18 protein-coding genes are annotated in these 23,293 nt (G+C 60.2%); 15 read left to right on the forward strand and 3 right to left on the reverse strand.

Annotated elements, in window-relative coordinates; translation table 11 throughout:
- The first annotated feature begins 93 nt into the window (after positions 1-93).
- The 8 genes from AKV04_RS24700 to uvrA all read left to right on the forward strand — a co-directional run bounded on the left by AKV04_RS24700 (position 94) and on the right by uvrA (position 12,353).
- On the forward strand, positions 94-3,504 hold the full coding sequence (locus AKV04_RS24700) for a YhdP family protein (protein ID WP_082351855.1): 3,411 nt from the start codon (positions 94-96) through the stop codon (positions 3,502-3,504).
- Entirely contained in the window at positions 3,501-4,532 is a 1,032-nt protein-coding gene (queA, locus tag AKV04_RS24705) for a tRNA preQ1(34) S-adenosylmethionine ribosyltransferase-isomerase QueA (protein ID WP_054009066.1), read from the forward strand. Before AKV04_RS24700 ends, queA begins: the two co-directional genes overlap by 4 nt.
- A gap of 87 nt (positions 4,533-4,619) precedes the next feature.
- A complete protein-coding gene (locus tag AKV04_RS24710; RefSeq protein ID WP_054009067.1) occupies positions 4,620-5,852 on the forward strand; it encodes an MFS transporter in 1,233 nt (410 codons plus the stop codon).
- A 63-nt stretch (positions 5,853-5,915) separates the two neighbouring features.
- The gene (locus AKV04_RS24715; RefSeq protein ID WP_054009068.1) at positions 5,916-6,503 is read left to right on the forward strand and encodes a DUF924 family protein; all 588 of its coding nucleotides are present in this window, start codon (positions 5,916-5,918) and stop codon (positions 6,501-6,503) included.
- A gap of 75 nt (positions 6,504-6,578) precedes the next feature.
- Entirely contained in the window at positions 6,579-7,973 is a 1,395-nt protein-coding gene (gene lpdA, locus AKV04_RS24720) for a dihydrolipoyl dehydrogenase (RefSeq protein WP_054009069.1), read from the forward strand.
- Positions 7,973-8,191: a DUF6500 family protein gene (locus AKV04_RS24725; RefSeq protein WP_054009070.1), complete on the forward strand. Its 219-nt coding sequence runs from the start codon at positions 7,973-7,975 to the stop codon at positions 8,189-8,191. The genes lpdA and AKV04_RS24725 overlap by 1 nt, the downstream gene beginning before the upstream one ends.
- Before the next feature lie 22 nt (positions 8,192-8,213).
- Entirely contained in the window at positions 8,214-9,380 is a 1,167-nt protein-coding gene (locus AKV04_RS24730) for an MFS transporter (protein ID WP_054009071.1), read from the forward strand.
- Positions 9,381-9,488: 108 nt separating this feature from the next.
- On the forward strand, positions 9,489-12,353 hold the full coding sequence (uvrA, locus tag AKV04_RS24735; RefSeq protein ID WP_054009137.1) for an excinuclease ABC subunit UvrA: 2,865 nt from the start codon (positions 9,489-9,491) through the stop codon (positions 12,351-12,353).
- Positions 12,354-12,366: 13 nt separating this feature from the next.
- Here uvrA and AKV04_RS27440 read toward each other — a convergent pair whose 3' ends face one another.
- Complete coding sequence (locus AKV04_RS27440; RefSeq protein WP_054009072.1) at positions 12,367-12,771, reverse strand: hypothetical protein; 405 nt, start codon at positions 12,769-12,771, stop codon at positions 12,367-12,369.
- Positions 12,772-13,189: 418 nt separating this feature from the next.
- Between AKV04_RS27440 and AKV04_RS24745 the strand changes: the two genes are divergently transcribed.
- Complete coding sequence (locus AKV04_RS24745; protein WP_054009073.1) at positions 13,190-14,620, forward strand: NCS1 family nucleobase:cation symporter-1; 1,431 nt, start codon at positions 13,190-13,192, stop codon at positions 14,618-14,620.
- A 58-nt stretch (positions 14,621-14,678) separates the two neighbouring features.
- Here AKV04_RS24745 and AKV04_RS24750 read toward each other — a convergent pair whose 3' ends face one another.
- Together AKV04_RS24750 and AKV04_RS24755 are read right to left on the reverse strand one after the other, a co-directional pair.
- Positions 14,679-14,870 (reverse strand): YgaP family membrane protein, encoded by a 192-nt coding sequence (locus tag AKV04_RS24750; protein ID WP_054009074.1) that lies wholly within the window; start codon positions 14,868-14,870, stop codon positions 14,679-14,681.
- 113 nt (positions 14,871-14,983) lie between these two features.
- On the reverse strand, positions 14,984-16,483 hold the full coding sequence (locus AKV04_RS24755; RefSeq protein ID WP_054009138.1) for a CoA-acylating methylmalonate-semialdehyde dehydrogenase: 1,500 nt from the start codon (positions 16,481-16,483) through the stop codon (positions 14,984-14,986).
- 100 nt (positions 16,484-16,583) lie between these two features.
- Here AKV04_RS24755 and AKV04_RS24760 point away from each other — a divergent pair, with 100 nt between their 5' ends.
- The 6 genes from AKV04_RS24760 to iolD all read left to right on the forward strand — a co-directional run bounded on the left by AKV04_RS24760 (position 16,584) and on the right by iolD (position 23,274).
- Positions 16,584-17,471: a LysR family transcriptional regulator gene (locus AKV04_RS24760; RefSeq protein WP_054009075.1), complete on the forward strand. Its 888-nt coding sequence runs from the start codon at positions 16,584-16,586 to the stop codon at positions 17,469-17,471.
- 52 nt (positions 17,472-17,523) lie between these two features.
- Positions 17,524-17,958: a CBS domain-containing protein gene (locus AKV04_RS24765; protein WP_054009076.1), complete on the forward strand. Its 435-nt coding sequence runs from the start codon at positions 17,524-17,526 to the stop codon at positions 17,956-17,958.
- Positions 17,959-18,030: 72 nt separating this feature from the next.
- On the forward strand, positions 18,031-18,534 hold the full coding sequence (gene coaD / locus AKV04_RS24770; RefSeq protein ID WP_054009077.1) for a pantetheine-phosphate adenylyltransferase: 504 nt from the start codon (positions 18,031-18,033) through the stop codon (positions 18,532-18,534).
- A gap of 73 nt (positions 18,535-18,607) precedes the next feature.
- Positions 18,608-19,435, forward strand: coding sequence for a MurR/RpiR family transcriptional regulator (locus tag AKV04_RS24775; protein ID WP_054009078.1), 828 nt, complete (start codon positions 18,608-18,610; stop codon positions 19,433-19,435).
- A 105-nt stretch (positions 19,436-19,540) separates the two neighbouring features.
- Positions 19,541-21,454, forward strand: a complete 1,914-nt coding sequence (locus AKV04_RS24780; RefSeq protein ID WP_054009079.1) for a bifunctional 5-dehydro-2-deoxygluconokinase/5-dehydro-2-deoxyphosphogluconate aldolase — start codon at positions 19,541-19,543, stop codon at positions 21,452-21,454.
- On the forward strand, positions 21,451-23,274 hold the full coding sequence (gene iolD / locus AKV04_RS24785) for a 3D-(3,5/4)-trihydroxycyclohexane-1,2-dione acylhydrolase (decyclizing) (protein WP_054009080.1): 1,824 nt from the start codon (positions 21,451-21,453) through the stop codon (positions 23,272-23,274). Before AKV04_RS24780 ends, iolD begins: the two co-directional genes overlap by 4 nt.
- The last annotated feature ends 19 nt before the right edge of the window (positions 23,275-23,293 follow it).

The following is a 23,293-nucleotide window of genomic DNA, read 5'->3' on the forward strand; positions in this document are numbered from 1 at the left end:
GGGCAAAGATAAAGGCAAGCCCTCAGGAATTGGACGGCGAGAGACGGCACCGGTGGCAAACGCCGGGCATTTGGAAAGGCGACGGCAGAGATGATGAGTGATCCGCAGAACGAGGCAGGGGCCGATCCGGTCGCCGCCCCCGTTGTGTCGGTTGCTGCTGATGCGTCTGCGCCTTCCGCGCAACCTGCTGTGACCACGTCCAAACCGCGCAAACGCCACCGCACCGGGCTTGGCGGGCGGCTGTTCTGTCTGGCGCTGATCTTCGGCATCATCTTTGGCATCTTGGGCCTGTCCGGCAAACCCATCCCGATGCCGACTTGGGTGGTGGCCGAGATCGAACAGCGCGCCAACAAATCCATCGCCAAGGCCCTGCCGGAAGCCGCCATCGCCATCGGCGGGGTTGAGATCACCGTCGAGGGTTGGGTGCCCCGGCTGCGCCTTGACGATCTGCGCTTGCTCAAGACCAACAACCAAGCCCTGCTGACACTCCCCGACCTGCGCGTCACACTGGACCCCGGCGCTTTGCTGCACGGCCAATTCCGCGCCCGCAGCCTGAAAATCGTCGGAGCGCACCTGCAGGTCACCCGTGACCGCGATGGTAATTTTGACCTTTCGCTGGGCGGCACCGAGATGCAGCCGAAAATCCGCACCTTGCCCGAACTTTTCGATGCGGTGGACCGCGCCTTTGCCAGCCCCGCCGCCGCCCATCTGACCACGATTGAGGCCGAGGCGCTGACCCTGACGCTGCAAGATCAAAGCTCGGGCCGGCAGTTTGATCTCGGCGATGGCCGCTTGCAGCTGGAAAACCGCGCCACGGAAGTTGCGGCAGAGGTCAGCCTGTCGCTGATCAGCAGTGCTGCGCCTGCGCGCGCCGTGCTGACCATCGTGTCGCAAAAGACCGATGATCAGGCGCGGATTTCGGCGCAGATTGACGGCGTGGCGGCCAAGGATGTCGCGGCCCTTGCAGCCCCCTTTGCTTGGGCCGGGCTGCTGGATGCGCCGATTTCCGGCGAGATTCACACCACTTTGCGCGCCGAAGGTGTCGCGGCACTGGAGGCGAGCTTAAGCTTCGGCAAAGGCGCGTTGCAGCCCAGCCCGGAAGCCCGCCCGATCACGTTTGACAGTGCCAGCATGGCGATGCGCTTTGTGCCCGAACAAGGTCGGATGGACCTGACAGCACTTTCGGTGCAAAGCCCGACGTTGCGGGTGAAAGCCTCCGGCCACAGTTATATGATCCGCGCCAATGGCAGCCGCATCCTCGGCCCCTTGGCCCGCGAAGTGCCGGACGCCTATCTCACCCAGCTTGAGTTCAGCCAAGTGATGATTGACCCCGAGGGCCTGTTCCAAGAGCCGGTCGAGTTCAGCCATGGTGCGTTGGACACGCGGATGCGCTTGCAGCCGTTCTCGGTCGAGATCGGTCAACTGGCGCTGACCGAGGCCGGGCGGCGGCTGACGGCTTCGGGGAAGATTGGCGCCGATCAGCAGGGCTGGCGCGCGGCGATTGATCTGGCGTTGAATGAGATCCAGCATGATCGTCTGGTGGCGCTGTGGCCGGTGACCTTGCTGCCAAACACCCGGCTTTGGGTGGATAAAAACGTGCTCAGCGGCTCACTGACCGACGTGCGCGCGGCGTTGCGGATCGAGCCGGGCGCTGCCCCGCGCCTGCATCTGGGGTACAACTTCAACGACGCCGATGTGCGGTTTCTGGCGACTTTGCCACCGATCAAGGCGGGGGATGGCTATGCCTCGGTCGACGGGCAAACCTATACGATGGTGATGTCGAGCGGCACGGTGACGCCACCGGAGGGCGGTGAGATCAACGTCGCAGGCTCAGTTTTCGCCATCCCCGATGTGACCAAGCGCCCCGCCACAGCAGAGATCACCCTGAAAACCCAATCCAGCCTGACCGCCGCTTTGTCGCTGCTGGATCAACCGCCGTTTCACTTCATGTCGAAAGCCGACCAGCCGGTGACTTTGGGGCAGGGCACCGCGGCGATTGAGACGCATCTGAAGATGCCGCTGCAAAAGAAAATCGCGCTGAAAGATGTACAATATCAGGTGGCGGGCACGGTTTCGGGGTTTTCCTCGGATACGGTGGTGCCGGGGCGCAAGATCACGGCGGACAGTTTGGCGGTCTCTGCCGATACCACCGGCCTGACCATTGCGGGCGCGGGGCTGATCGGTGCTGTTCCGTTTGACGTGACTTACCGCCAAGGCTTCGCGCTGGATCAGAAGGGTAAGGCGCACATCGACGGTGCTGTCACTTTGTCGCAGAAAACCGCCTCCGAATTCGGGCTGGGCCTGCCGGATGGCATGGTATCGGGGCAGGGGCGTGGGCAGGTCAAGATTGATCTGGTGCGCGGCCAACCGGGGCATCTTTCGCTGGTGTCCGATCTGGCCAATATCGGTCTGACCATCCCCGAGGTCGGCTGGTCGAAGCCGAAAGCCGCCAAGGGCCAGTTGACCGCCGAAGTTCGTCTGGGCAAGCCGCCTTTGGTGGAAAGCATCAGCCTGAAGGCGAGCGGTCTGGATGCCTCGGGCTCGGTCACAATGAAGCCGGGCGGCGGCCTTGATGTGGCGAAGTTTAACCGGGTGCGCTTGGGCGATTGGCTGGATGCGCCAGTGGAAATTCGCGGACGCGGTCAGGGTAAATCGGTGGGCTTGGCGGTGACGGGGGGATCGGTGGATATGCGCCGGATGCCTTCGGCGTCTGAGCGCAAATCCAGCGGCAAGTCGGGGGGCAGCCCGCTGAGCCTGCGGCTGGACCGTTTGCAAGTGTCGCAGAGCATTGCTTTGAACAGCTTCCGGGGTGATTTCTCGCTGACAGGCGGGTTGAACGGCAATTTCATCGCGGCGGTCAACGGTAAAGCGCCGGTGAAAGGCACGGTGGTGCCTGCCCGCAACGGCACGGCGGTGCGGCTTTTGTCGGATGATGCGGGGGCGGTGATGGCTGCGGCAGGCATTTTCGCCTCGGCGCGGGGTGGCTCTTTGGATCTGACGCTGCAACCCCGCCCCGAGGCGGGCAGCTATGACGGAGTGGTGAAAATGGGCGCGCTGCGGGTGCGCAACACCAATGTGCTGGCAGAGCTGTTGAACGCCATCTCGGTGGTGGGGATACTGGAGCAGCTCAACGGTGAGGGCCTGTTGTTCAACAATGTCGAGGCCGCCTTCCTGCTGACGCCCAATGCTATACAGGTGCATCACGGCTCGGCAATCGGTGCATCCTTGGGGGTGTCGATGGCGGGGGTCTATAAAAGCGCCAGCGCCGAGTTGTTCATGCAGGGCACGATCTCACCGATCTATATGCTGAACGGCATTGGATCGATTCTGACGAAACGCGGCGAAGGGTTGTTTGGCTTCAACTATGCGCTCAGCGGCACGGCGACCGATCCGCAGGTTAGTGTAAACCCGCTGTCGATCTTGACGCCGGGGATGTTCCGCGAGATCTTCCGCAGCCCCGCGCCGGTGATCGGCAGCAAAGGCACAGAAGGAAGTGGCGGATGAAGCTGTCGGATTTTGACTTTGATCTGCCCGAGGCGCTGATTGCCACTCGCCCGGCACGGCCCCGCACGGCAGCTAAGTTGCTGTTGGCGCAGGGCGATCAGATCATGGATCTGCATGTCTCTGATCTGATCAACATCTTCCGTCCCGGTGATCGCTTGGTGCTGAACAACACCCGCGTCATTCCTGCCCGCCTGTTCGGCCACAGACAGCGCGGTGAGGCGGTGGCCAAGGTCGAAATCACCTTGCTGGAACCGCAAGCGCAAGGCTGGCGCGCGCTGGCCAAACCTTTGCGCAAGGTCAATATCGGCGAGGTGATCCGATTTTCCGATCAGCTTTCGGCGACTGTCGCCGCCAAATCCGAAACCGATCTGCGGCTGGAGTTTAACCTCACCGGCGATGATTTCGACGCCGCGCTGAATGCCGCCGGGGCGATGCCGCTGCCGCCGTATATCGCCGCCAAACGCCCCGCTGATGCGCAAGACAACACCGATTACCAGACCGTCTTCGCCCGCCATGCGGGCGCGGTTGCGGCCCCCACCGCGAGCCTGCATTTCGACGCGGAGTTGCTGGCAGCTTTAGCGGCGAAAGGCGTGGCGTTCACCGAAGTCACCCTACATGTCGGCGCGGGCACCTTCCTGCCTGTTAAAGTCGAAGACGTCACCACCCACAAAATGCACGCCGAATGGGGCCAAGTCAGCCCACAGGCAGCCTCTGAGATCAACGCCACCAAAGCCGCAGGTGGCAGAGTGATCCCGGTCGGCACCACCGCCCTGCGCCTGATCGAATCGGCGGCGACCTCGGGCAGGGTGGAGCCGTGGGAGGGCACTACCGACATTTTCATCTACCCCGGCTACCGCTTCCGCGTCGCCGATGCGCTGATGACCAATTTTCACCTGCCGAAGTCGACCCTGCTGATGCTGGTCTCGGCCCTGATGGGCAAGGCGCGGATGGACCGGATCTATGCCCATGCCGTGGGCCATGAGTACCGTTTCTTCTCCTACGGCGATGCGTCTTTGTTGATTCCCTAGCCTGCCGCGCCACGGGTGTTTCATGTCGCAAATAAATCACTCAGCAAGGTTTACCATGCTATCTTGCCGCCGAAACCGGAGCCTTCGATGCTGAAAGTCCTCGCCCAATCCTGGCCCCTATTACTGGGCGTCATGCTGCTGATGGTTGGCAATGGCGTGCAAGGCTCGCTTTTGGGCATCCGCGGCGCGCTGGAAGGCTTTAGCACCTTTGAACTTTCGATTGTGATGTCGGCCTATTTCCTCGGCTTCCTCGGCGGTTCCCGCATGGCCCCCGAAATGATCCGCCGTGTTGGTCATGTGCGGGTTTTTTCCGCCCTAGGATCAATGATTTCTGCCGTGCTGGTGCTGTATCCCCTCATGCTGGATTGGCAGGCTTGGGCGGTGATGCGGGTGCTGATCGGCTTTTGTTTCTCGGGCATATATGTCACCGCCGAAAGCTGGCTGAACAACACCGCCAGCAATGAGACCCGTGGTCAGGCGCTATCCGCCTATATGATCGTGCAGATGCTGGGCATCATCGCCAGCCAAGGCCTGTTGGCGATGGGCGACCCCAGCGGTTTTGGGCTGTTCATCATCCCCTCGGTTCTCGTCTCGCTGGCTTTCATGCCGATCCTGCTCGCTGACACCCCCGCGCCAACCTTCGCCACCATCAAACGCATGAGCTTTGCGCAACTGCTCCGCACCTCGCCGCTTGGTTGCGCCGGGATGCTGCTGACAGGGGGGGTGTTCGCCGCGATGTTCGGGATGGCCTCGGTCTATGGTGCGATGTCGGCGATGACGATCGGCCAGATCGCGATCTTTGTGGCGGCGATGTATGTCGGCGGCCTTGTGCTGCAATACCCGGTGGGCTGGCTGTCTGATCGTGCCGACCGCCGCGTGCTGATCTTGTGGATGTCCACCGCCGGGGCCGTGGTGATGGCCGTTGCCGCCGCCGTGCCGTTGCCGTTCACGCTGGAGGTGCTGGTGGCGGCCCTGTTGGGCGGCATCATCAACCCGCTCTATTCGCTGCTGATTGCCCACACCAACGACTACCTCAGCAAAGAGGAAATGCCCGGCGCTTCGGCGGGGCTAATCTTTCTCAACGGCTTCGGTGCGATCTTTGGCCCGCTGCTGGCAGGCTGGCTGATGAGCGCGATTGGCCCCAAAGGCTATTTCCTGATCATCGGCGGCTTCTTTGCCGCCCTTGCAGGCTATGCGGGCTACCGGATGACCAAGCGGGTGGCCCCGGTGCAAACCAACACCTACGCGGGCCTGACGCCGACCGTGTCGGCGCTGGCAGTGGATGCAGTCCTGCAAGAGCAAGAAGAACCGCGCCGCTGACGCCCTCCAAAGCGGTTGCGGTGGTCCTGTGAACCTGCCACCTTGCTGCAAAGAGGGATGCTTATGTCTGATCCGATTGAGATTCTCGACTTCTGGCTGGGCGAGATCGGCCCCGACGGCTGGTATGCGGGCGGCGACGAGATTGATGCCACCATCCGCGACCATTTCAGCGAAATCTGGCAAGCCGCGTTTGACGGCGGACTAGAGCATTGGGTCGAAGGCACCGTCAGCACGCTGGCCTATCTGATCCTGTGCGATCAGTTTTCCCGCAACATGCACCGCGACACCGCCCGCGCATTCGCCACCGACCCACAGGCCTTGGCGGCTGCGAAAAAGGCTGTGGCCGAGGGCTGGGATATGAATGCCCCTGAACCCGAGCGGCAATTTTTCTACATGCCGTTTGAGCATTCCGAGGAATTGGCCGACCAAGATCAAGCGGTGGCCCTGCTGACCGAACGTCTGGCTTCAGATCCAGACATGGCGCTGCACGCTGAAGCGCATCGCGAAATCATCACCCGCTTTGGCCGCTTCCCCAGCCGCAACGCGGCTTTGGGCCGAGAAAACACGCCTGAGGAGACCGAATTTCTTGCCTCTGGCGGCTATGGCGCGGTGGTCAACGCGCTGAAAGCCAGCCATGCAGCCAGCGCATAGGCCTGCAGCACCGCCAATGTTGCTGGAGTTTTAAAAATAGTTTAATGGCAAACTACTTTTTCGGAGGAGGGAAAGATGGCTGCTCAAAATTTTGACGTGATCGTGGTCGGCGCAGGTCCGGGGGGCTATGTTGCCGCCATCAGGGCCAGCCAGCTTGGCCTGAAAGTGGCGATTGTCGAGCGTGAAAACCTCGGCGGCATCTGCCTGAACTGGGGCTGTATCCCGACCAAGGCGCTGCTGCGCTCGGCCGAGGTGTTCCATCTGATGCACCGCGCCAAGGAATTTGGCCTGTCGGTGACCGGACTGGATTTTGATCTGAACGCCGTCGTCGCCCGCTCGCGTGGGGTCGCCAAACAGCTGTCCGGCGGCATCGGCCATCTGATGAAGAAAAACAAAGTCACCGTGTTCATGGGCGCCGCGACCCTGCCGAAAGCCGGGACGGTATCGGTGAAAACCGACAAGGGCGTTGATGAACTGACCGCCAAGTCGATCATCCTTGCCACCGGAGCCCGTGCGCGTGAATTGCCGGGGTTGGAGGCGGACGGCGATCTGGTCTGGACCTACCGCCACGCCTTGCAGCCCAAACGGATGCCGAAAAAGCTGCTGGTGATCGGCTCGGGTGCCATCGGCATCGAATTCGCCAGCTTCTTCAACACCTTGGGCGCGGATACCACCGTCGTCGAAGTCATGGACCGCGTTTTGCCTGTCGAGGATGCCGAAGTTTCGGCCTTCGCGAAGAAAGCCTTCGTCAAGCAAGGCATGAAGATTCTAGAAAAAACCACGGTGAAGAAACTGGATCGCTCACCAGGCAAAGTGGTGGCGCATCTCGAAGACGCCAAAGGCACTACGACGCAGGAATTCGACACCGTCATCTCCGCTGTCGGCATCATCGGCAATATCGAAAACCTTGGGCTTGAAGCCTTGGGAGTCAAAATCGACCGCACCCATGTCGTCACCGATGAATTCTGCCGCACCGGCGTAGCTGGCCTTTACGCCATCGGCGACATCGCAGGCGCGCCTTGGCTTGCGCATAAAGCCAGCCATGAAGGCGTGATGGTGGCCGAACTGATCGCGGGCAAACATCCGCATCCGATCAAGCCGAACTCCATCGCCGGTTGCACCTATTGCTACCCGCAGGTGGCGAGCGTCGGCCTGACCGAAGCCAAAGCCAAAGAAGCTGGCTATGATATAAAAGTCGGCCGCTTCCCCTTCATCGGCAACGGCAAAGCGATTGCTTTGGGTGAGGCCGAGGGTTTCATCAAAACCATTTTCGACGCCAAAACCGGCGAGATGCTGGGCGCCCATATGATCGGTGCCGAAGTGACCGAGCTGATCCAGGGCTATGTGGTGGCACGCGGGCTGGAAAGCACCGAGGAAGACCTGATGAACACCGTCTTCCCGCATCCCACTCTGTCGGAAATGATGCACGAATCCGTATTGGACGCTTACGGCCGCGCCCTGCATATGTGATGCGCGCCGCCTTGCGACAAAAGGTGCTGGCGGTTTGTGATGCTAAAATTGCGCAGAAGGGCGACGGCGTTGGGCTGTCGTTCTACGCGTTCTTTGCCAATAAAAACCACGATCCCGCAGCCTTGATGGAGGCCGCAACCTGGTGGATTGAGACCCATAAGCTGGACCATTTTGTTAAAGCCAGCCGGATCAAGGCGATGATTCTGGCGGGGCTGTAAAATCTTGCCGGAAGGATGATCGATGCGCAGCGTTTTAACCGTCCTAGCGCTTTGGGCGGCGGGCCTCGGGGCGGCTGCGCAGTTCGGTAAAATATCCGTTCTGTATCAAACGCTTCAAACCACCTACGCCAGCCATGCAGGTTTCGGCATCGGGTTGATGGTGTCCATCGTCGGCATCGTCGGACTGATCTTTGGCACCACGGCGGGGCTTTTGGTGGCCAAAATCGGCCCCCGTCGCGCCATCCTCTCCGCCTTGGCTTTGGGCGCTGCGGTCAGCCTGATCCAATCCAGCTTCCCGTCCTATCCGCTGATGATGCTGACCCGCGTGCTGGAGGGCGTATCGCATTTGACCATCGTGGTCGTCGGCCCCACCGCGATTGCAGGCGTGACTTCAGCGCGGCATCAGGGCTTGGCGATGACATTGTGGTCGTCGTTTTTTGGCGTCACCTATGCGGCGCTGGCCTTTTTCGCGCCCGGTTTGATAGCGCTTCACGGCCCCGGCGCGCTGTTTCAACTGCATGGGCTATGGATGCTGCTGTGCTTCGCGGTGCTGTTTGTGTTGCTGCCGACGGATCCTGAGCATCATCCTGTGGCGGGGCAGGGCAATTTACTGGCGCAGCATTTGGCGATCTACGCCTCACCCTACATCGCAGCCCCAGCAATGGGTTTCGTTTTCTATACAGTGACTTACGTGGCCGTCCTGACCCTGCTACCCGCCGCCGTCACCCCCGGCTGGGGGCCGTTCATCGGGGTGTTCATGCCCTTGGTGTCCATCACCGTCTCGCTGACCCTCGGCGTCTGGCTGCTGTCCAAAATCGCGGCCTTCCGCCTTGTGCAAGCAGGTTTTGCGGTGGCCATGCTCGCCAGCCTTGGCCTTTGGGCAACATGGGGGCGGGGGGCGCCAGAGGCCGCGTTTGCGCTGCTGATGGCCGCCGCCTTGGGCGTGGTGCAGGGTGCGAGTTTCGCCAGCCTTGCGCAGATCAACCCCTCGGCTGAGGATCGCGCACGGGGTGCTGGGGCGATTGCGCAACTGGGCAATCTCGGCACCACCACTGGCACGCCCTTGCTGGCGCTGATCATGGTGCAGGCCGGGGCCACCGGGTTCGCGCTGTTCCTGATCGGATTTTCCGCTTTGGGCATCGCGATCCATGCGTTGCAGGCCCGTCGCAGGCAGCGTCAGCCGCGTTAACCCTAGAAAATATGCTGCACCCCGTCGATTGTTCACACTTCGTTCACATTTTGCAGTTGGAGACTCACCACATTCACCCTATCTATACGGCGTCGAATGGGGTGGGTCATGGCCGAACATAAGTTCATCGAAGTGCGCGGCGCGCGCGAGCATAACCTGAAAAACGTCGACGTGGACATTCCGCGCGACCAGTTCGTGGTGATCACCGGGCTGTCGGGCTCGGGCAAATCCAGCCTCGCCTTCGATACGATCTATGCCGAGGGCCAGCGCCGCTATGTCGAAAGCCTGTCGGCCTATGCGCGGCAATTCCTTGATATGGCTGGAAAACCTGATGTGGATCACATCAGCGGCCTGTCGCCTGCGATTTCCATCGAGCAGAAAACCACCTCGAAAAACCCGCGCTCCACCGTCGGCACCGTGACGGAAATCTATGACTATCTCCGCCTGTTGTTCGCCCGCGTTGGCACCCCGTTCAGCCCCGCCACTGGCCTGCCGATCACCGCAATGCAGGTGCAGGATATGGTTGATGCGGTGATGGCGATGCCGGAAGGCAGCCGGGCTTACCTGCTGGCACCGATCATCCGCGACCGCAAAGGCGAATATAAGAAAGAGTTTATCGACCTGCGCAAGCAGGGTTTCCAGCGCATTAAGGTTAACGGCGAGTTTTTCGAGCTGGAGGAGCCTCCGGTTCTGGACAAGAAATTCCGCCACAATATCGACGTGGTGGTCGACCGGATTGTCGTCCGCGAAGGCTTGGAAACCCGCCTCGCCGACAGTTTCCGCACTGCTTTGAATCTCGCCGATGGCATCGCGGTGATCGAAACCGCCCCTGCCGAGGGCGAAGGTGAGCCGCAGCGCATCACCTATTCCGAGAAATTCGCCTGCCCGGTATCCGGCTTTACCATCGCGGAAATCGAACCCCGGTTGTTCTCGTTCAACGCCCCCTATGGGGCCTGTCCGGTTTGTGACGGCTTGGGGATGGAGCTGTTTTTCGATGAACGCCTTGTTGTTCCCGACCAATCGCTAACCCTACTCGGCGGGGCCATCGCGCCGTGGTCCAAGTCGAAAAGCCCGTATTTCACCCAGACCATCGAGGCGATTTCCAAACACTACGCCTTTGATAAGAAAACCAAATGGAAGGATCTGCCCGAAAACGTCAAACAGGTGTTCCTGCGCGGCTCGGGTGGTGAGGAGATTTCGTTCCGCTATGATGAAGGCGGCCGCGTTTACCAAGTTTCCCGCGTTTTCGAAGGCGTCATCCCCAACATGGAACGCCGCTACCGCGAAACCGACAGCTCGTGGAGCCGCGAGGAAATGGAACGGTTTCAGAACAATCGCCCCTGCGGCGCCTGTGGCGGCTACCGTCTGAAGCCCGAGGCACTGGCTGTTAAAATCGGCGGCTTGCACGCAGGGCAGGTGGTGCAGATGTCGATCTCGGAGGCGCATGACTGGATCAGCGCAGCGCCGGAACATCTGACCAAGCAAAAGAACGAAATCGCCAAGGCGATCCTGAAAGAAATCCGTGAGCGTTTGGGGTTCTTGGTAAACGTCGGCCTGAACTACTTAACGCTGTCGCGCAACGCAGGCACGCTGTCGGGTGGCGAATCCCAGCGTATTCGCCTCGCGTCTCAGATCGGCTCCGGCCTGACCGGGGTGCTCTATGTGCTGGATGAGCCCTCCATCGGCCTGCACCAACGCGACAATGACCGTTTGCTGACCACGCTGAAAAACCTGCGCGACGCGGGCAATACCGTGTTGGTGGTGGAACATGATGAAGACGCCATCCGTGAGGCGGATTACGTTTTCGACATGGGGCCTGGTGCTGGTGTGCATGGCGGTTTCGTGGTGTCGCATGGCACTCCGGCGCAGGTGGCTGCCGACCCTAATAGCCTGACCGGACAGTATCTTTCCGGCGCGCGTGAGGTCAGGGTGCCGAAGGTCCGTCGCAAGGGCAGTGGCAAGAAGCTGACCGTGGTGGGAGCCACCGGCAACAACCTGAAAAACGTCACCGCCGAATTTCCGCTGGGGATGTTCGTTTGCGTCACCGGGGTTTCTGGCGGCGGCAAGTCCACTTTAACCATCGAAACCCTGTTCAAAACCGCCGCCACCCGCCTCAATGGCGCGCATGAAACACCGGCACCCTGTGAGACGATCAAGGGCTTTGAGCATCTCGACAAGGTGATCGACATTGACCAACGCGCGATTGGCCGCACGCCGCGCTCGAACCCCGCGACCTACACTGGCGCGTTCACTCCGATCCGCGATTGGTTTGCTGGCCTGCCCGAAGCCAAAGCCCGCGGCTATCTGCCGGGGCGGTTCAGCTTTAACGTCAAGGGCGGGCGCTGTGAGGCTTGTCAGGGCGACGGCGTTTTGAAGATTGAGATGAACTTCCTGCCGGATGTTTATGTCACCTGTGAGACCTGCAAGGGCCATCGCTATAACCGCGAGACTTTGGAAGTTAAGTTCAAAAACAAGAGCATCGCCGATGTTCTTGATATGACATGTGAAGATGCGCAGGTGTTCTTCCAAGCCGTGCCGAGCATTCGTGAGAAGATGGATGCGCTGTGTCAGGTTGGCCTTGGCTATATCAAGGTCGGCCAGCAGGCGACGACTTTGTCAGGCGGCGAAGCGCAACGGGTCAAGCTTTCCAAGGAGCTTTCCCGCCGCGCCACCGGACGCACTTTGTATATCCTCGATGAGCCTACCACCGGATTGCACTTTGAAGACGTGCGCAAGCTGTTGGAAGTGCTGCATGAATTGGTCGATCAGGGCAACACCGTGGTGGTGATTGAACACAACCTTGATGTGGTGAAAACCGCTGACTGGGTGATCGACATTGGCCCCGAAGGCGGTGATGGCGGTGGTCAGATCGTTGCGGTTGGCACGCCGGAAACCATCGCCAAGGCGGGCCACAGCCACACCGGGCATTACCTGAAAGACCTGCTTACTCCGCGCCGGGCAGCGGCGGAGTAAGCACGCCTGCGCGTCAATTATTGGTCAGAATGTCCAAAATCGTCAGGACCGCACGGGTCTCCGGGTCAATCCGCATCAGCCGATCTTCGTAGCGGCAGTAGGTACCAGCGGGCAGCGACCGATAGCGTGTGTACGGCACGACCGTACAATCGTCGCGCACCACGTCGCCGAGGCGGTAGTAGATGACATGGCCTTCATGGTCGTCATCGTCATCATGTCCGTGTTTCTTCGCTTGGCCGGGTGGGATGCAAGCCGGTGACTTCTTTGCCAAACCCGGAGGGCAAAACTGCGTCGCGTGATGCGCTTTTGGCTTTTTACCATGGCCCTTGTCGCCGTGGCCTTTCGAGTCAGCCAAGGCAGAGCCCGCCGACAAGGCTAAAACGGTGAGGGGAATGTAGAGAGCTTTGATCATGTTCATGGTGAGATCCTGACGACAGATTGGCACTGCAACCTTAACGCCCATCCGGGGTTTCCGTTCCGACAAAATCAGCCCGTCAGCGATTTGGCGCGCATCAGAGATCGGGTATCGGTGTCATAATACGCCCGAAGGCCGATTTCATTTTCGCCAAAAATCAGGGCAATTCACCTGCGTTACCCGAAACATTTTCAAAATTTCCCGAAAGGTCCATTTCAGATTAACACGATTGTGTGAAACCCTGATCAGGAGCACCCTGCGCCTGCGACAATCCGGCGCAAGACCGGGCCCGCGACCGAAAGCCAACAGCCATTCGGTAAACCAACACAGGCCCAAAACGGGCAACACGGTTTTCGCAAGTTATGCTGGGCGCTTTGGCGTCGATAAAAGCGTATCTGCGCTATAGGATAGGGACAGCACGATGCAACTCACCAACCCGTCACCCTCGCTCCATAACGAGGATCTGGCGCCCGCGACTGAGCGAAAATGGGGCGCGTTTTCGATTTTCAACGTCTGGACCTCGGACGTTCACAGCCTTTGGGGCTATTATCTGGCCGCCAGCCTGTTTTTGCTCTGCGGCAGCTTCGTTAACTTCGTCATCGCGATTGGTGCGGGGTCTTTGGTGATCTTCGTGCTGATGAGCATGGTCGGCAACGCAGGCGTCCGTACAGGCGTGCCGTTCCCAGTGCTGGCGCGGGCCTCGTTTGGCACCTTTGGCGCCAATGCCCCGGCCTTGGTCCGGGCGATCGTCGCCTGCTTTTGGTATGGTGCGCAGACCTCGGCAGCATCAGGGGCCATCGTGGCTTTGCTGATCCGCAGCCCCGGCATGTTGGAGTTTCACACCAATTCCCACCTGCTCGGCCACTCGACGCTTGAGGTGATCTGCTTCTTCGTCGTCTGGTGCCTGCAGCTGCTGATCATCCAAAGCGGCATGGAAACCGTGCGCAAGTTCCAGGATTGGGCAGGCCCGGCGGTCTGGATCGCCATGCTGTTGCTCGCCGTCTATCTGGTCGTGAAAGCCGGCACATTCTCATTCGGTGCCGAAATCCCGCAAGATGTTCTGTTGAAAGCCACCGCTGATGCAGGTGTCCCCGGTGTTCCCGGCTCTACCGCAGCCCTTGCTGCTGTTGCTGCGACATGGATCACCTATTTCGCAGCGCTTTACCTCAACTTCTGCGACTTCTCGCGCTATGCCACATCCGAGGCCGCCCTGCGCAAAGGCAACCTCTGGGGCCTGCCGATCAACCTGCTGGCGTTCTGCTTGGTCGCAGGCATCACCACCACGGCCGCTTTCACCGTCTATGGTGAGGTTCTGCTGCACCCCGAGCAAATCAGCGCCAAATTCGACAGCTGGTTCCTGGCAGCCCTCGCAGCCCTGACCTTCGCCGTTGCCACCTTGGGCATCAACGTGGTGGCAAACTTTGTCTCTCCGGCCTTCGACTTTGCCAACGTGTTCCCGCGTCACATCAGCTTCAAACGCGGCGGCTATATCGCCGCGGCTATCGCGCTGATCCTGTATCCTTGGGCGCCGTGGGAGACGGGTGCCGCGCATTTCGTCAACTTCATCGGCTCCACCATGGGCCCGATTTTCGGCATCATGATGGTGGATTACTACCTGATCCGCCAAGGCAAGATCGACGTCAACGCGCTCTATCAAGAAAACGGCGAGTTCCGCTTTGAAGGCGGCTGGCACGTCAAAGCCTTCGTCGCACTGGCGATTGGCATGGTGTTCTCGTCGATCCTGCCGACGTTCACCACGATCCTGCCCGCTTGGTGGGGCACCTATGGCTGGTTCTTCGGCGTCGGCATCGGCGGTGGGGTGTATTTCCTGCTGCGGATGGGCGCGAAGTAAGCCCTGACAGCAAAGCAAAAGGGCGGGAGTTCATCCCGCCCTTTTTCAACCCTAAACTTCAGGTCTTCAGACCCAACAATGTATAAAGCGGGCAAGTGCGCAGCAGCGCCGTCCCGATGGCCACAAGCCCGATCAGCTTGGCGTAATGCCAAAACCCCGTGCCCTGATCCATGAAAAACCACAGCAGCAAAGCGACACCCACCACCACGCGCAGAATGCGGTCCAGATTCCCGACATTGGTTTTCAACATGATGTTTCCTTTCAGACATTCCCGCCAGCGCAGCGGCTTTGTCGGAAGGATAACCCATATCCGTCCCATCGACTTTGATCTGACCCCAGATTTCCGGGGTCAGATCAGAGTTTTTACTCCATCTGCTTGAAGTTAAACTCCTCGCCTTCTTTGATCCCCGACGGCCAGCGCGCAGTGACCGTCTTGGTGCGGGTGTAAAACCGGAAGCTGTCCGGCCCGTGCTGGTTGAGATCGCCAAACGAGGATTTCTTCCAGCCGCCAAAGGTGTGATAGGCCAAAGGCACCGGAATTGGCACGTTGATGCCGATCATGCCCACATTGATCCGGGCGGCAAAGTCGCGCGCGGTATCGCCGTCGCGGGTATAGATCGCGGTGCCGTTACCGTATTCATGGTCCATCGCCATGCCGAGGGCTTCTTCATAGGTCTTGGCGCGCACCACCGACAGCACAGGCCCGAAAATTTCCTTGCGGTAAATCTCCATATCCGTGGTCACGTTGTCGAACAGATGCGGGCCGACGAAGAAGCCGTCCTCATAGCCTTGCAGTTTGAAATCGCGGCCATCGACCACCAGATTGGCACCCTGCGCCACACCGGATTCGATCAGCTTCAGGATATTCGCCTTAGCCGCCCCAGTCACCACCGGGCCGTAGTCCACATCATTGCCCGCCGTGTAGGGGCCAACTTTCAGCTTTTCGATCCGCGGGATCAGCCGCTCGATCAAAGCATCCGCCGTGGCTTTGCCAACAGGCACCGCGACCGAGATCGCCATGCAACGCTCGCCAGCCGCGCCATAACCGGCACCCACCAAAGCATCCGCCGCCTGATCCAAATCGGCATCCGGCATGATGATCATGTGGTTTTTCGCACCGCCGAAGCACTGCACCCGTTTGCCGTTCGCCGTGCCGCGCGCATAGATATACTGCGCAATCGGGGTCGAGCCGACAAAGCCCACGCCGGAAATCGTCTCGTTATCCAGGATCGCATCGACCGATTCCTTGTCGCCGTTGATCACCTGCATCACGCCATCGGGCAGTCCGGCTTCTTTCATCAAAGCCGCCAGCATCAAAGGCACCGTCGGCGCACGCTCGGACGGTTTCAGAATGAACGCGTTGCCGCAAGCCAGCGCCGGACCCATTTTCCACATCGGGATCATCGCCGGGAAGTTGAACGGAGTGATCCCCGCCGCCACGCCAATCGGCTGGCGCATCGAATACATGTCAATGCCGGGGCCAGCCGAGTCAGTAAACTCGCCCTTCAGCAGATGCGGTGCACCAATGCAGAACTCGATAACTTCCAGACCGCGCTGAATGTCGCCCTTGGCATCCGGGATGGTCTTGCCATGCTCTGACGAAAGCGCCTCGGCCAGCTTGTCCATATCGCGGTTCAAAAGGCCCACCATCGCCATCATCACCCGTGCGCGGCGCTGCGGGTTGGTGGCGCCCCATTTCACCTGAGCCTTCGCGGCATCAGCGGTGGCGGCGTCCAACTCGGCCTTGGAGGCCAAAGCCACCCGCGCCTGCACTTCGCCCGTCGCCGGGTTGAACACATCAGCAAACTTGCCCGAAGTGCCCGCAACCAGCTTGCCGTTGATCCAGTGACCGATCTCTTTCATCATATCTCTCCCATGAGCTGCCGCCACAATAGCCTTGCGAAATTGCGGAAGGTAGAGGCAAGGTTTCAAATAGGTTTTGCAAAATTGCAAAGGTGACAAGATGGATTGGGATGACCTGCGGGTGTTTCTGGCGGTAGCGCGCTCTGAAAGCCTGTCCGGGGCAGGGCGGCGGCTCAAGATCGACCCCGCCACCGTCGGCCGCCGCATCGCGCGTCTGGAAGACGCCATGGACGCACGGCTGTTTGCCAAAACCCCGCAAGGCTACAGCCTGACCGAAGAAGGCACCCGCCTGCTTACCCATGCGATTCGCACCGAAGCGGCGGTTGATGGCGCCTCCGAAGCCTTGAGCGGCCCCGAGGGCCTCACTGGCCAAATCCGCATCGGCGCGCCGGATGGCTGCGCCAACTACCTGCTGCCACAAGTCATCGCCCGCATCTGCGACGCCAATCCGGGGCTAGAGGTGCAAATCGTTGCCCTGCCGCGCGTGTTCAACCTCTCGAAACGCGAGGCTGATATGGCCATCGCGGTATCCCGCCCCGAGGCTGGTCGGCTCACAGTGCAAAAGCTCACCGATTACCACCTGCACCTCGCCGCCTCCCGCGACTACCTCAACGCCCATCCGCCAATACTCACGCCGCAAGACCTGAAAGCCCACCGACTTGTCGGCTATATCCCCGATATGATCTTCGACAAGGAACTCGACTATCTGACCGAAATCGGTGCCTCCGCCCCGCCTTTGGCTTCAAACTCCGTCTCAGTGCAGTTGAACTTCCTGCGTCACGGCGCGGGCATTGGCGTGGTGCATGACTTTGCCTTGCCCGCTGCGCCCGAACTGGCCCGTATTATCCCCGAGCAAATCCACCTGACCCGCGCCTTCTGGCTGATCCGCCACGCCGATGATGGCCGTGTGGAACGCCTCAACCGCTTCGCCGCACAACTCATGCTTGAGGTAAAGAAAGAAATGCAAAGACTTGAAGCAATTCCTTGACAGAATCTTACGCTGCCCCGACGCTGGGACTGACAGATAGGGAGGAACCTTCATGCTTGTCAGCCAAATCCTGAAATCGAAATCCGATGACGGGGTCGTCACTCTGCCACCCGGCACTATCATCAGCCGCGTCGCCGAAGTGCTGTCCGCCCGTCGCATCGGGGCGGTGGTGATCTCGCCCGATGGCAAAAAACTCGCTGGAATCGTCTCGGAACGTGACATCGTCCGCGAAATCGGCCGTCGTGGCGCGTCCTGCCTGAATGAAAATGTGGACACCATCATGACCGCAAAGGTCGTCGCCTGCGCGCGCGCCGACAATGCCAATGACGTGCTGCAAAAGATGACCGATGGTCGCTTCCGCCATATTCCGGTGCTGGAGGGGGATGAGTTGATCGGCCTGATCTCCATCGGCGACGTGGTGAAGGCGCGGCTGTCCGAGTTGCATATGGAGAATGACGCGCTGGAAGGCATGATCAAGGGGTTCTAGGCGGCGATTAATCCGCTTGCATCCGGACGCGCAATATTGTTGCGTGTCCGGGACTTACGCGAGGAGCCTCCCATGCGCATCGGCCTCTATCCCGGCACTTTTGACCCCATCACTCTGGGGCATGTCGATATCATACAGCGCGCGATGGCACTGGTGGATCGTCTGGTGATTGGCGTCGCCATCAACCGCGACAAAGGCCCGGCTTTCACCTTGGAAGAACGCGTGGCGATGGTGGAAGCTGAATGCGCCGGCATCCTCGCCAAAACCGGTGGCGAGATCATCGTGCATCCGTTTGAAAACCTGCTCATTGACTGCGCCCGCGATGTCGGCGCTTCGGTGATCGTGCGTGGCCTGCGGGCTGTGGCGGATTTTGAATATGAATTCCAAATGGTTGGCATGAACCGCGCGATGGATGCATCAGTTGAAACCGTATTTCTGATGGCCGATGCGCGCCGCCAAGCGATTGCCTCAAAACTGGTGAAAGAGATCGCCCGTCTTGGTGGTGATATCTCCAAATTCGTCACCCCCCCGGTGGCCGATGCCTTGGCGCGGCGTTATCCGCAAGCAAAGAAATAACAGTTGGAATGTTTGTTCCACAGCGCTACCCTGCGATCAATCACCCGAAACTCCGCAGAATGATCGCAGACATATGACCGCCTTGGATTCCGACGACCTGACCGCGCCCGCCACGATCGAGGAATTCCGCGAGCGTTTGGCCGCGATCACCGAAGGCTTGCCGCGCCGCCTGCGGCAATGCGCCGATCATATCGCCGCCAACATCGACCGCATTGCGGTGTCAACCGTCGCCGAACTCGCCGCCGGGGCCGATGTGCCGCCCTCGGCGCTGATGCGATTTTGCCAAATCCTCGGCTATTCCGGCTTTTCCGAAATGCAAAAGCTGTTCCGCGACGCCTATTCGCCCGGTTTCCCCGATTATTCCACTCGGTTGCAAAATCTGAAAGATGGCGGCACGGGCACCCCTTCAGCGCTGCTGGGCGAGTTCATCGAAGCCGGGCGGCTGTCGCTGGAGGCCTTGGCGAAATCCGCCGATGAGGCCGCTTTGGCGCAGGCCGTTCATCTGCTCGCCGCCGCCGATACCATCCATATCATCGGTCTGCGTCGCGCCTTTCCAGTCGCCGCCTATCTCGCCTATGTGTTTGATAAGATGTCGGTTCCAGCGATGCTGCACGAAGGCACCGGCAAACTGGATCACCGCCACGCCCTGCGTCCCGGCGATGCGGTGCTGGCGATCACCTTCGCGCCCTATTCCGAAGAAACCATCGCCTTGGCCCAAGATGCCCGCGCGCGTGGGCTGCCCGTGGTGGCACTAACCGACCGTATCACCAGCCCCCTTGCACGCGTCGGCGATGCGATTCTGACGGTGCCCGAGGTTGATTTCGGCGCGTTCCGCTCGCTTTCCGCCACCCTCGCGCTGGCGATTGCGCTGGCAGTGGCGGTTGGCTCGGCGCGCGGTTAGATCGGCAAAGAAAACGCTTTTGCTTTGCGCAGAAATGGAATAAATATTCCAAAACGCTAAGGCGACTGAGTCTCGCTGCAGCGCCTGTCCCCGGAGGAGCCTGCGATGAAAACGCTCGACACCATCACCATTGGCCGATCTTCGGTCGATCTTTACGGCGCGCAGATCGGTGGGCGGCTGGAGGACATGGCGAGTTTTCAGAAGTATATCGGCGGCTCGCCGACCAATATCGCCGCAGGCACCGCGCGTTTGGGTCTGAAATCGGCGCTGATCACCCGCGTCGGCGATGAACATATGGGCCGCTTCATCCGCGAAGAACTGGCGCGCGAAGGCGTCGATGTGCGCGGCGTGAAAACTGACCCCGAACGGCTGACCGCCTTGGTGATCCTTGGCATCCGTGATGAAACCCAGTTTCCGCTGATTTTCTACCGTGAAAACTGTGCTGATATGGCGCTTTGCGAAGACGACATCGACGAGAGTTTCATCGCCGAAACCCGTTCGATCATCGTTACCGGCACGCATCTGTCGCACAGCAACACCGAAGCCGCCGTGCTGAAAGCCCTGAAGCTCGCGCGCAAACACGGCGCAAAAACCGCTTTAGACATCGACTATCGACCGAATCTCTGGGGTCTGGCGGGCCATGGCGATGGCGAATCGCGCTTCATTGAATCCGCTGCTGTTACCACTAAGCTTCAAGCATCTTTACATTATTTCGATCTGATCGTCGGCACCGAAGAAGAATTCCACATCGCGGGCGGCTCGATCAATACCATCGAAGCCCTGCGCGCCGTCCGTAAAGTCTCCAACGCCACCTTGGTCTGCAAACGCGGGGCCGCCGGGGCTGCCGCCTTCGAAGGCGAAATCCCCGACAGCCTCGATCAAGGCCAAACCGGCCCCGGCTTTCCCATCGAAGTGTTCAACGTCTTGGGCGCAGGCGACGGTTTCATGTCGGGCCTGACCAAAGGCTGGCTCGATGGCGAATCTTGGTCAGTCGCACTGAAATACGCCAATGCTTGCGGTGCTTTCGCGGTGTCTCGCCACGGCTGTACCCCGGCTTACCCATCCTTGGAAGAACTCAATTTCTTCCTCGACCGCGGCGTAAAAACCCCAGCCCTGCGCAAAGACGCCGAGTTAGAACAAATCCACTGGTCCACCAACCGTCGCAAACAATGGTCCGAAGTGCGCGCCTTCGCCTATGATCACCGCTCCCAGTTGGAAGAAATCCCCGGCGCCAATCCTGAAAACATTGGCCGTTTCAAAGAGTTGTGTCTGGAAGCTACACTCGCCGTCAGCCAAGGCCGCGAAGGCTACGGCCTGTTGTGCGACAACCGCCTCGGCAAATCCGCGCTTCACAAAGCCTCGGGTCAAGGCCTGTGGATCGGTCGCCCCGTTGAGTGGCCCGGCTCGCGCCCACTGACGCTAGAACCTGAAATTGGCCCCGATTTCGGCGGCCTGTCGGAATGGGCGCTCGAGGATGTGGTCAAGGTGCTGTGCTTCTGCCACCCCGATGACAGCGCCGAAATGCAAGCCGAACAGGAAGCTGTGATCACCCGGCTGTTCCACGCCTGCCGCCGTAACCGTTTGGAAATGCTGCTTGAAATCATCCCGTCGAAAGTCGGCCCCGTGGATGACCAAACCAACGCCAAGCTGATCAGCCGCTTCTACGATATCGGCATCTACCCCGATTGGTGGAAGCTGGAGCCGATGCAAACGCGCGAAGCTTGGGCCGCCACCTGCGACGCCATCACCAGCCGCGACGCGCATACCCAAGGCATCGTGATCCTTGGTTTGGGTCAATCCGAGGCGGAACTGGCGTCTTCCTTCAAACTCGCCGCCGATTTCCCGCTGGTCAAAGGCTTTGCCGTCGGCCGCACCATTCACGCCGATGTTGGCCGCCAATGGATCGCGGGCAAGATTGACGACGCCAGTGCCGTGGCCATCATGGCCGAAAACTTCCGCCGCCTCTGCGGCATCTGGGACGCCGCCCGAACTGGGGCCCGCGCAGGAGTAAAGTCATGAACACCATCCGTTTGACCGCCGCCCAAGCCATGGTGCGCTGGCTTTCCGTGCAGATGACCGAGGACGGCGCGCGTTTTATCGAAGGCATCTGGGCGATTTTCGGCCATGGCAACGTGGCCGGTATCGGCGAAGCGCTGCACGGGGCGAAGGATGTATTCCCGACTTGGCGCGGCCATAACGAACAAACCATGGCCCATGCCGCCATCGCTTTTGCCAAGGCACACAAACGCCGCCGCGCGATGGCGGTGACCACCTCGATTGGGCCGGGGGCGCTGAACGTGGTGACCGCCGCCGGGGTGGCCTTCGCCAACCGCTTGCCATTGCTGATCATTCCCGGCGATGTCTTCGCCAACCGCGCGCCGGATCCGGTGTTGCAGCAGCTCGAAGATTTCAACGACGGTACCATTACTGCCAATGATTGCTTCCGCCCGGTCACCCGTTATTTTGATCGGATTTCCCGCCCCGAGCATATTCTCACCGCTCTGCCGCGCGCCTTCCGGGTGATGACCGATCCCGCCGATTGCGGCCCGGTGTGCCTCGCGTTCTGCCAAGACGTGCAAGCCGAAGCCTTTGATTATCCTGAGTCTTTCTTTATCCCGAAGGTCTGGAAAATCCGTCGTCCCGAAGCCGATGCTGATGAACTCGCCGCAGCGATTGCCGCGATCAAGGGCGCGAAATCTCCGGTGATCGTGACAGGTGGCGGCGTGATCTATTCAGGGGCCGAAGCGGAATTGGCGGCTTTCGCCAGCGCCCATAATATCCCTGTGGTCGAAACCCAAGCCGGCAAATCCAGCCTCGATTTCGACCATGCTCTGAACTTCGGCCCAGTGGGCGTGACCGGATCGGCTTCCGCCAACACGGTGTGCGAAAACGCTGATTTGGTCATCGGCCTTGGCACCCGGTTTCAGGATTTCACCACCGGGTCATGGTCGTTGTTCAAGAACCCGAACCGTCGCATCCTGTCGATCAACGTGGCAGCTTACGATTCGTATAAGCACGGCGCGATTAACTTAACCTCAGATGCGAAGAGCGCCATGCAAGTGCTTGGCAAGGCGTTGGGAAATCAGAAATGGCCCTCGATTCCCGGACTGCAAGCCGATTGGGCCGCTGCCACCGCTGCCGTCAAAGCCGCGCCCACCAGCAACGCTTTGCCGACCGATATGCAGGTGATCGGCGCTGTGCAGCGCACGGCCTCTAAGGCCACCGTGGTAATGTCTGCTGCTGGCACCATGCCGGGCGAGTTGCACAAGATCTGGGATGCTCCGACAGGCGGATACCATATGGAGTATGGTTTCTCCTGCATGGGCTATGAGATTGCCGGCGCTATGGGTATCAAAATGGCCCGTCCGACAGCTGACGTGATCTGTATGCTCGGCGATGGCAGCTATATGATGGCGAACTCAGAACTCGCCACCGCCGTGATGATGGGCGTGGCGTTCACCGTCGTGATCACCGATAACCGCGGCTATGGCTGCATCAACCGGCTGCAAAAAGGCACCGGCGGGGCAGGGTTCAACAACCTTCTTGACGAATCCTACCACGTTAACCCGTCCCATATCGACTTCACCGCCCATGCAGCCTCAATGGGGGCAAATGCGGTGAAAGTCGCCACCGTGGCCGAACTAGAGGCTGCCCTGACCGCCGCCAAGGGCGCAAAAATTCCCCAAGTGATCGTGATTGACACCGATCCCTGGCCCGGCACCGAGGCGGGTGGCACATGGTGGGATGTCGGCGTGCCGCAGGTCTCGCTGCGTGCAGAGGTCAATCGGGCCCGCGCCAATTATGAAGAAAAACAAAAAGATCAGCGGCTTGTCGACTGACCTTCACGTTATGGTTAAA

This window comes from Cypionkella psychrotolerans (genome assembly GCF_001294535.1).
GTDB lineage: Bacteria > Pseudomonadota > Alphaproteobacteria > Rhodobacterales > Rhodobacteraceae > Cypionkella > Cypionkella psychrotolerans.

Coding starts and splice junctions, on each gene's coding strand:
- AKV04_RS24700 (WP_082351855.1), top strand. CDS start 94: ATGAGTGATCCGCAGAACGAGGCAGGGGCCGATCCGGTCGCCGCCCCC.
- queA (WP_054009066.1), top strand. CDS start 3,501: ATGAAGCTGTCGGATTTTGACTTTGATCTGCCCGAGGCGCTGATTGCC.
- AKV04_RS24710 (WP_054009067.1), top strand. CDS start 4,620: ATGCTGAAAGTCCTCGCCCAATCCTGGCCCCTATTACTGGGCGTCATG.
- AKV04_RS24715 (WP_054009068.1), top strand. CDS start 5,916: ATGTCTGATCCGATTGAGATTCTCGACTTCTGGCTGGGCGAGATCGGC.
- lpdA (WP_054009069.1), top strand. CDS start 6,579: ATGGCTGCTCAAAATTTTGACGTGATCGTGGTCGGCGCAGGTCCGGGG.
- AKV04_RS24725 (WP_054009070.1), top strand. CDS start 7,973: ATGCGCGCCGCCTTGCGACAAAAGGTGCTGGCGGTTTGTGATGCTAAA.
- AKV04_RS24730 (WP_054009071.1), top strand. CDS start 8,214: ATGCGCAGCGTTTTAACCGTCCTAGCGCTTTGGGCGGCGGGCCTCGGG.
- uvrA (WP_054009137.1), top strand. CDS start 9,489: ATGGCCGAACATAAGTTCATCGAAGTGCGCGGCGCGCGCGAGCATAAC.
- AKV04_RS27440 (WP_054009072.1), bottom strand. CDS start 12,771: ATGAACATGATCAAAGCTCTCTACATTCCCCTCACCGTTTTAGCCTTG.
- AKV04_RS24745 (WP_054009073.1), top strand. CDS start 13,190: ATGCAACTCACCAACCCGTCACCCTCGCTCCATAACGAGGATCTGGCG.
- AKV04_RS24750 (WP_054009074.1), bottom strand. CDS start 14,870: ATGTTGAAAACCAATGTCGGGAATCTGGACCGCATTCTGCGCGTGGTG.
- AKV04_RS24755 (WP_054009138.1), bottom strand. CDS start 16,483: ATGAAAGAGATCGGTCACTGGATCAACGGCAAGCTGGTTGCGGGCACT.
- AKV04_RS24760 (WP_054009075.1), top strand. CDS start 16,584: ATGGATTGGGATGACCTGCGGGTGTTTCTGGCGGTAGCGCGCTCTGAA.
- AKV04_RS24765 (WP_054009076.1), top strand. CDS start 17,524: ATGCTTGTCAGCCAAATCCTGAAATCGAAATCCGATGACGGGGTCGTC.
- coaD (WP_054009077.1), top strand. CDS start 18,031: ATGCGCATCGGCCTCTATCCCGGCACTTTTGACCCCATCACTCTGGGG.
- AKV04_RS24775 (WP_054009078.1), top strand. CDS start 18,608: ATGACCGCCTTGGATTCCGACGACCTGACCGCGCCCGCCACGATCGAG.
- AKV04_RS24780 (WP_054009079.1), top strand. CDS start 19,541: ATGAAAACGCTCGACACCATCACCATTGGCCGATCTTCGGTCGATCTT.
- iolD (WP_054009080.1), top strand. CDS start 21,451: ATGAACACCATCCGTTTGACCGCCGCCCAAGCCATGGTGCGCTGGCTT.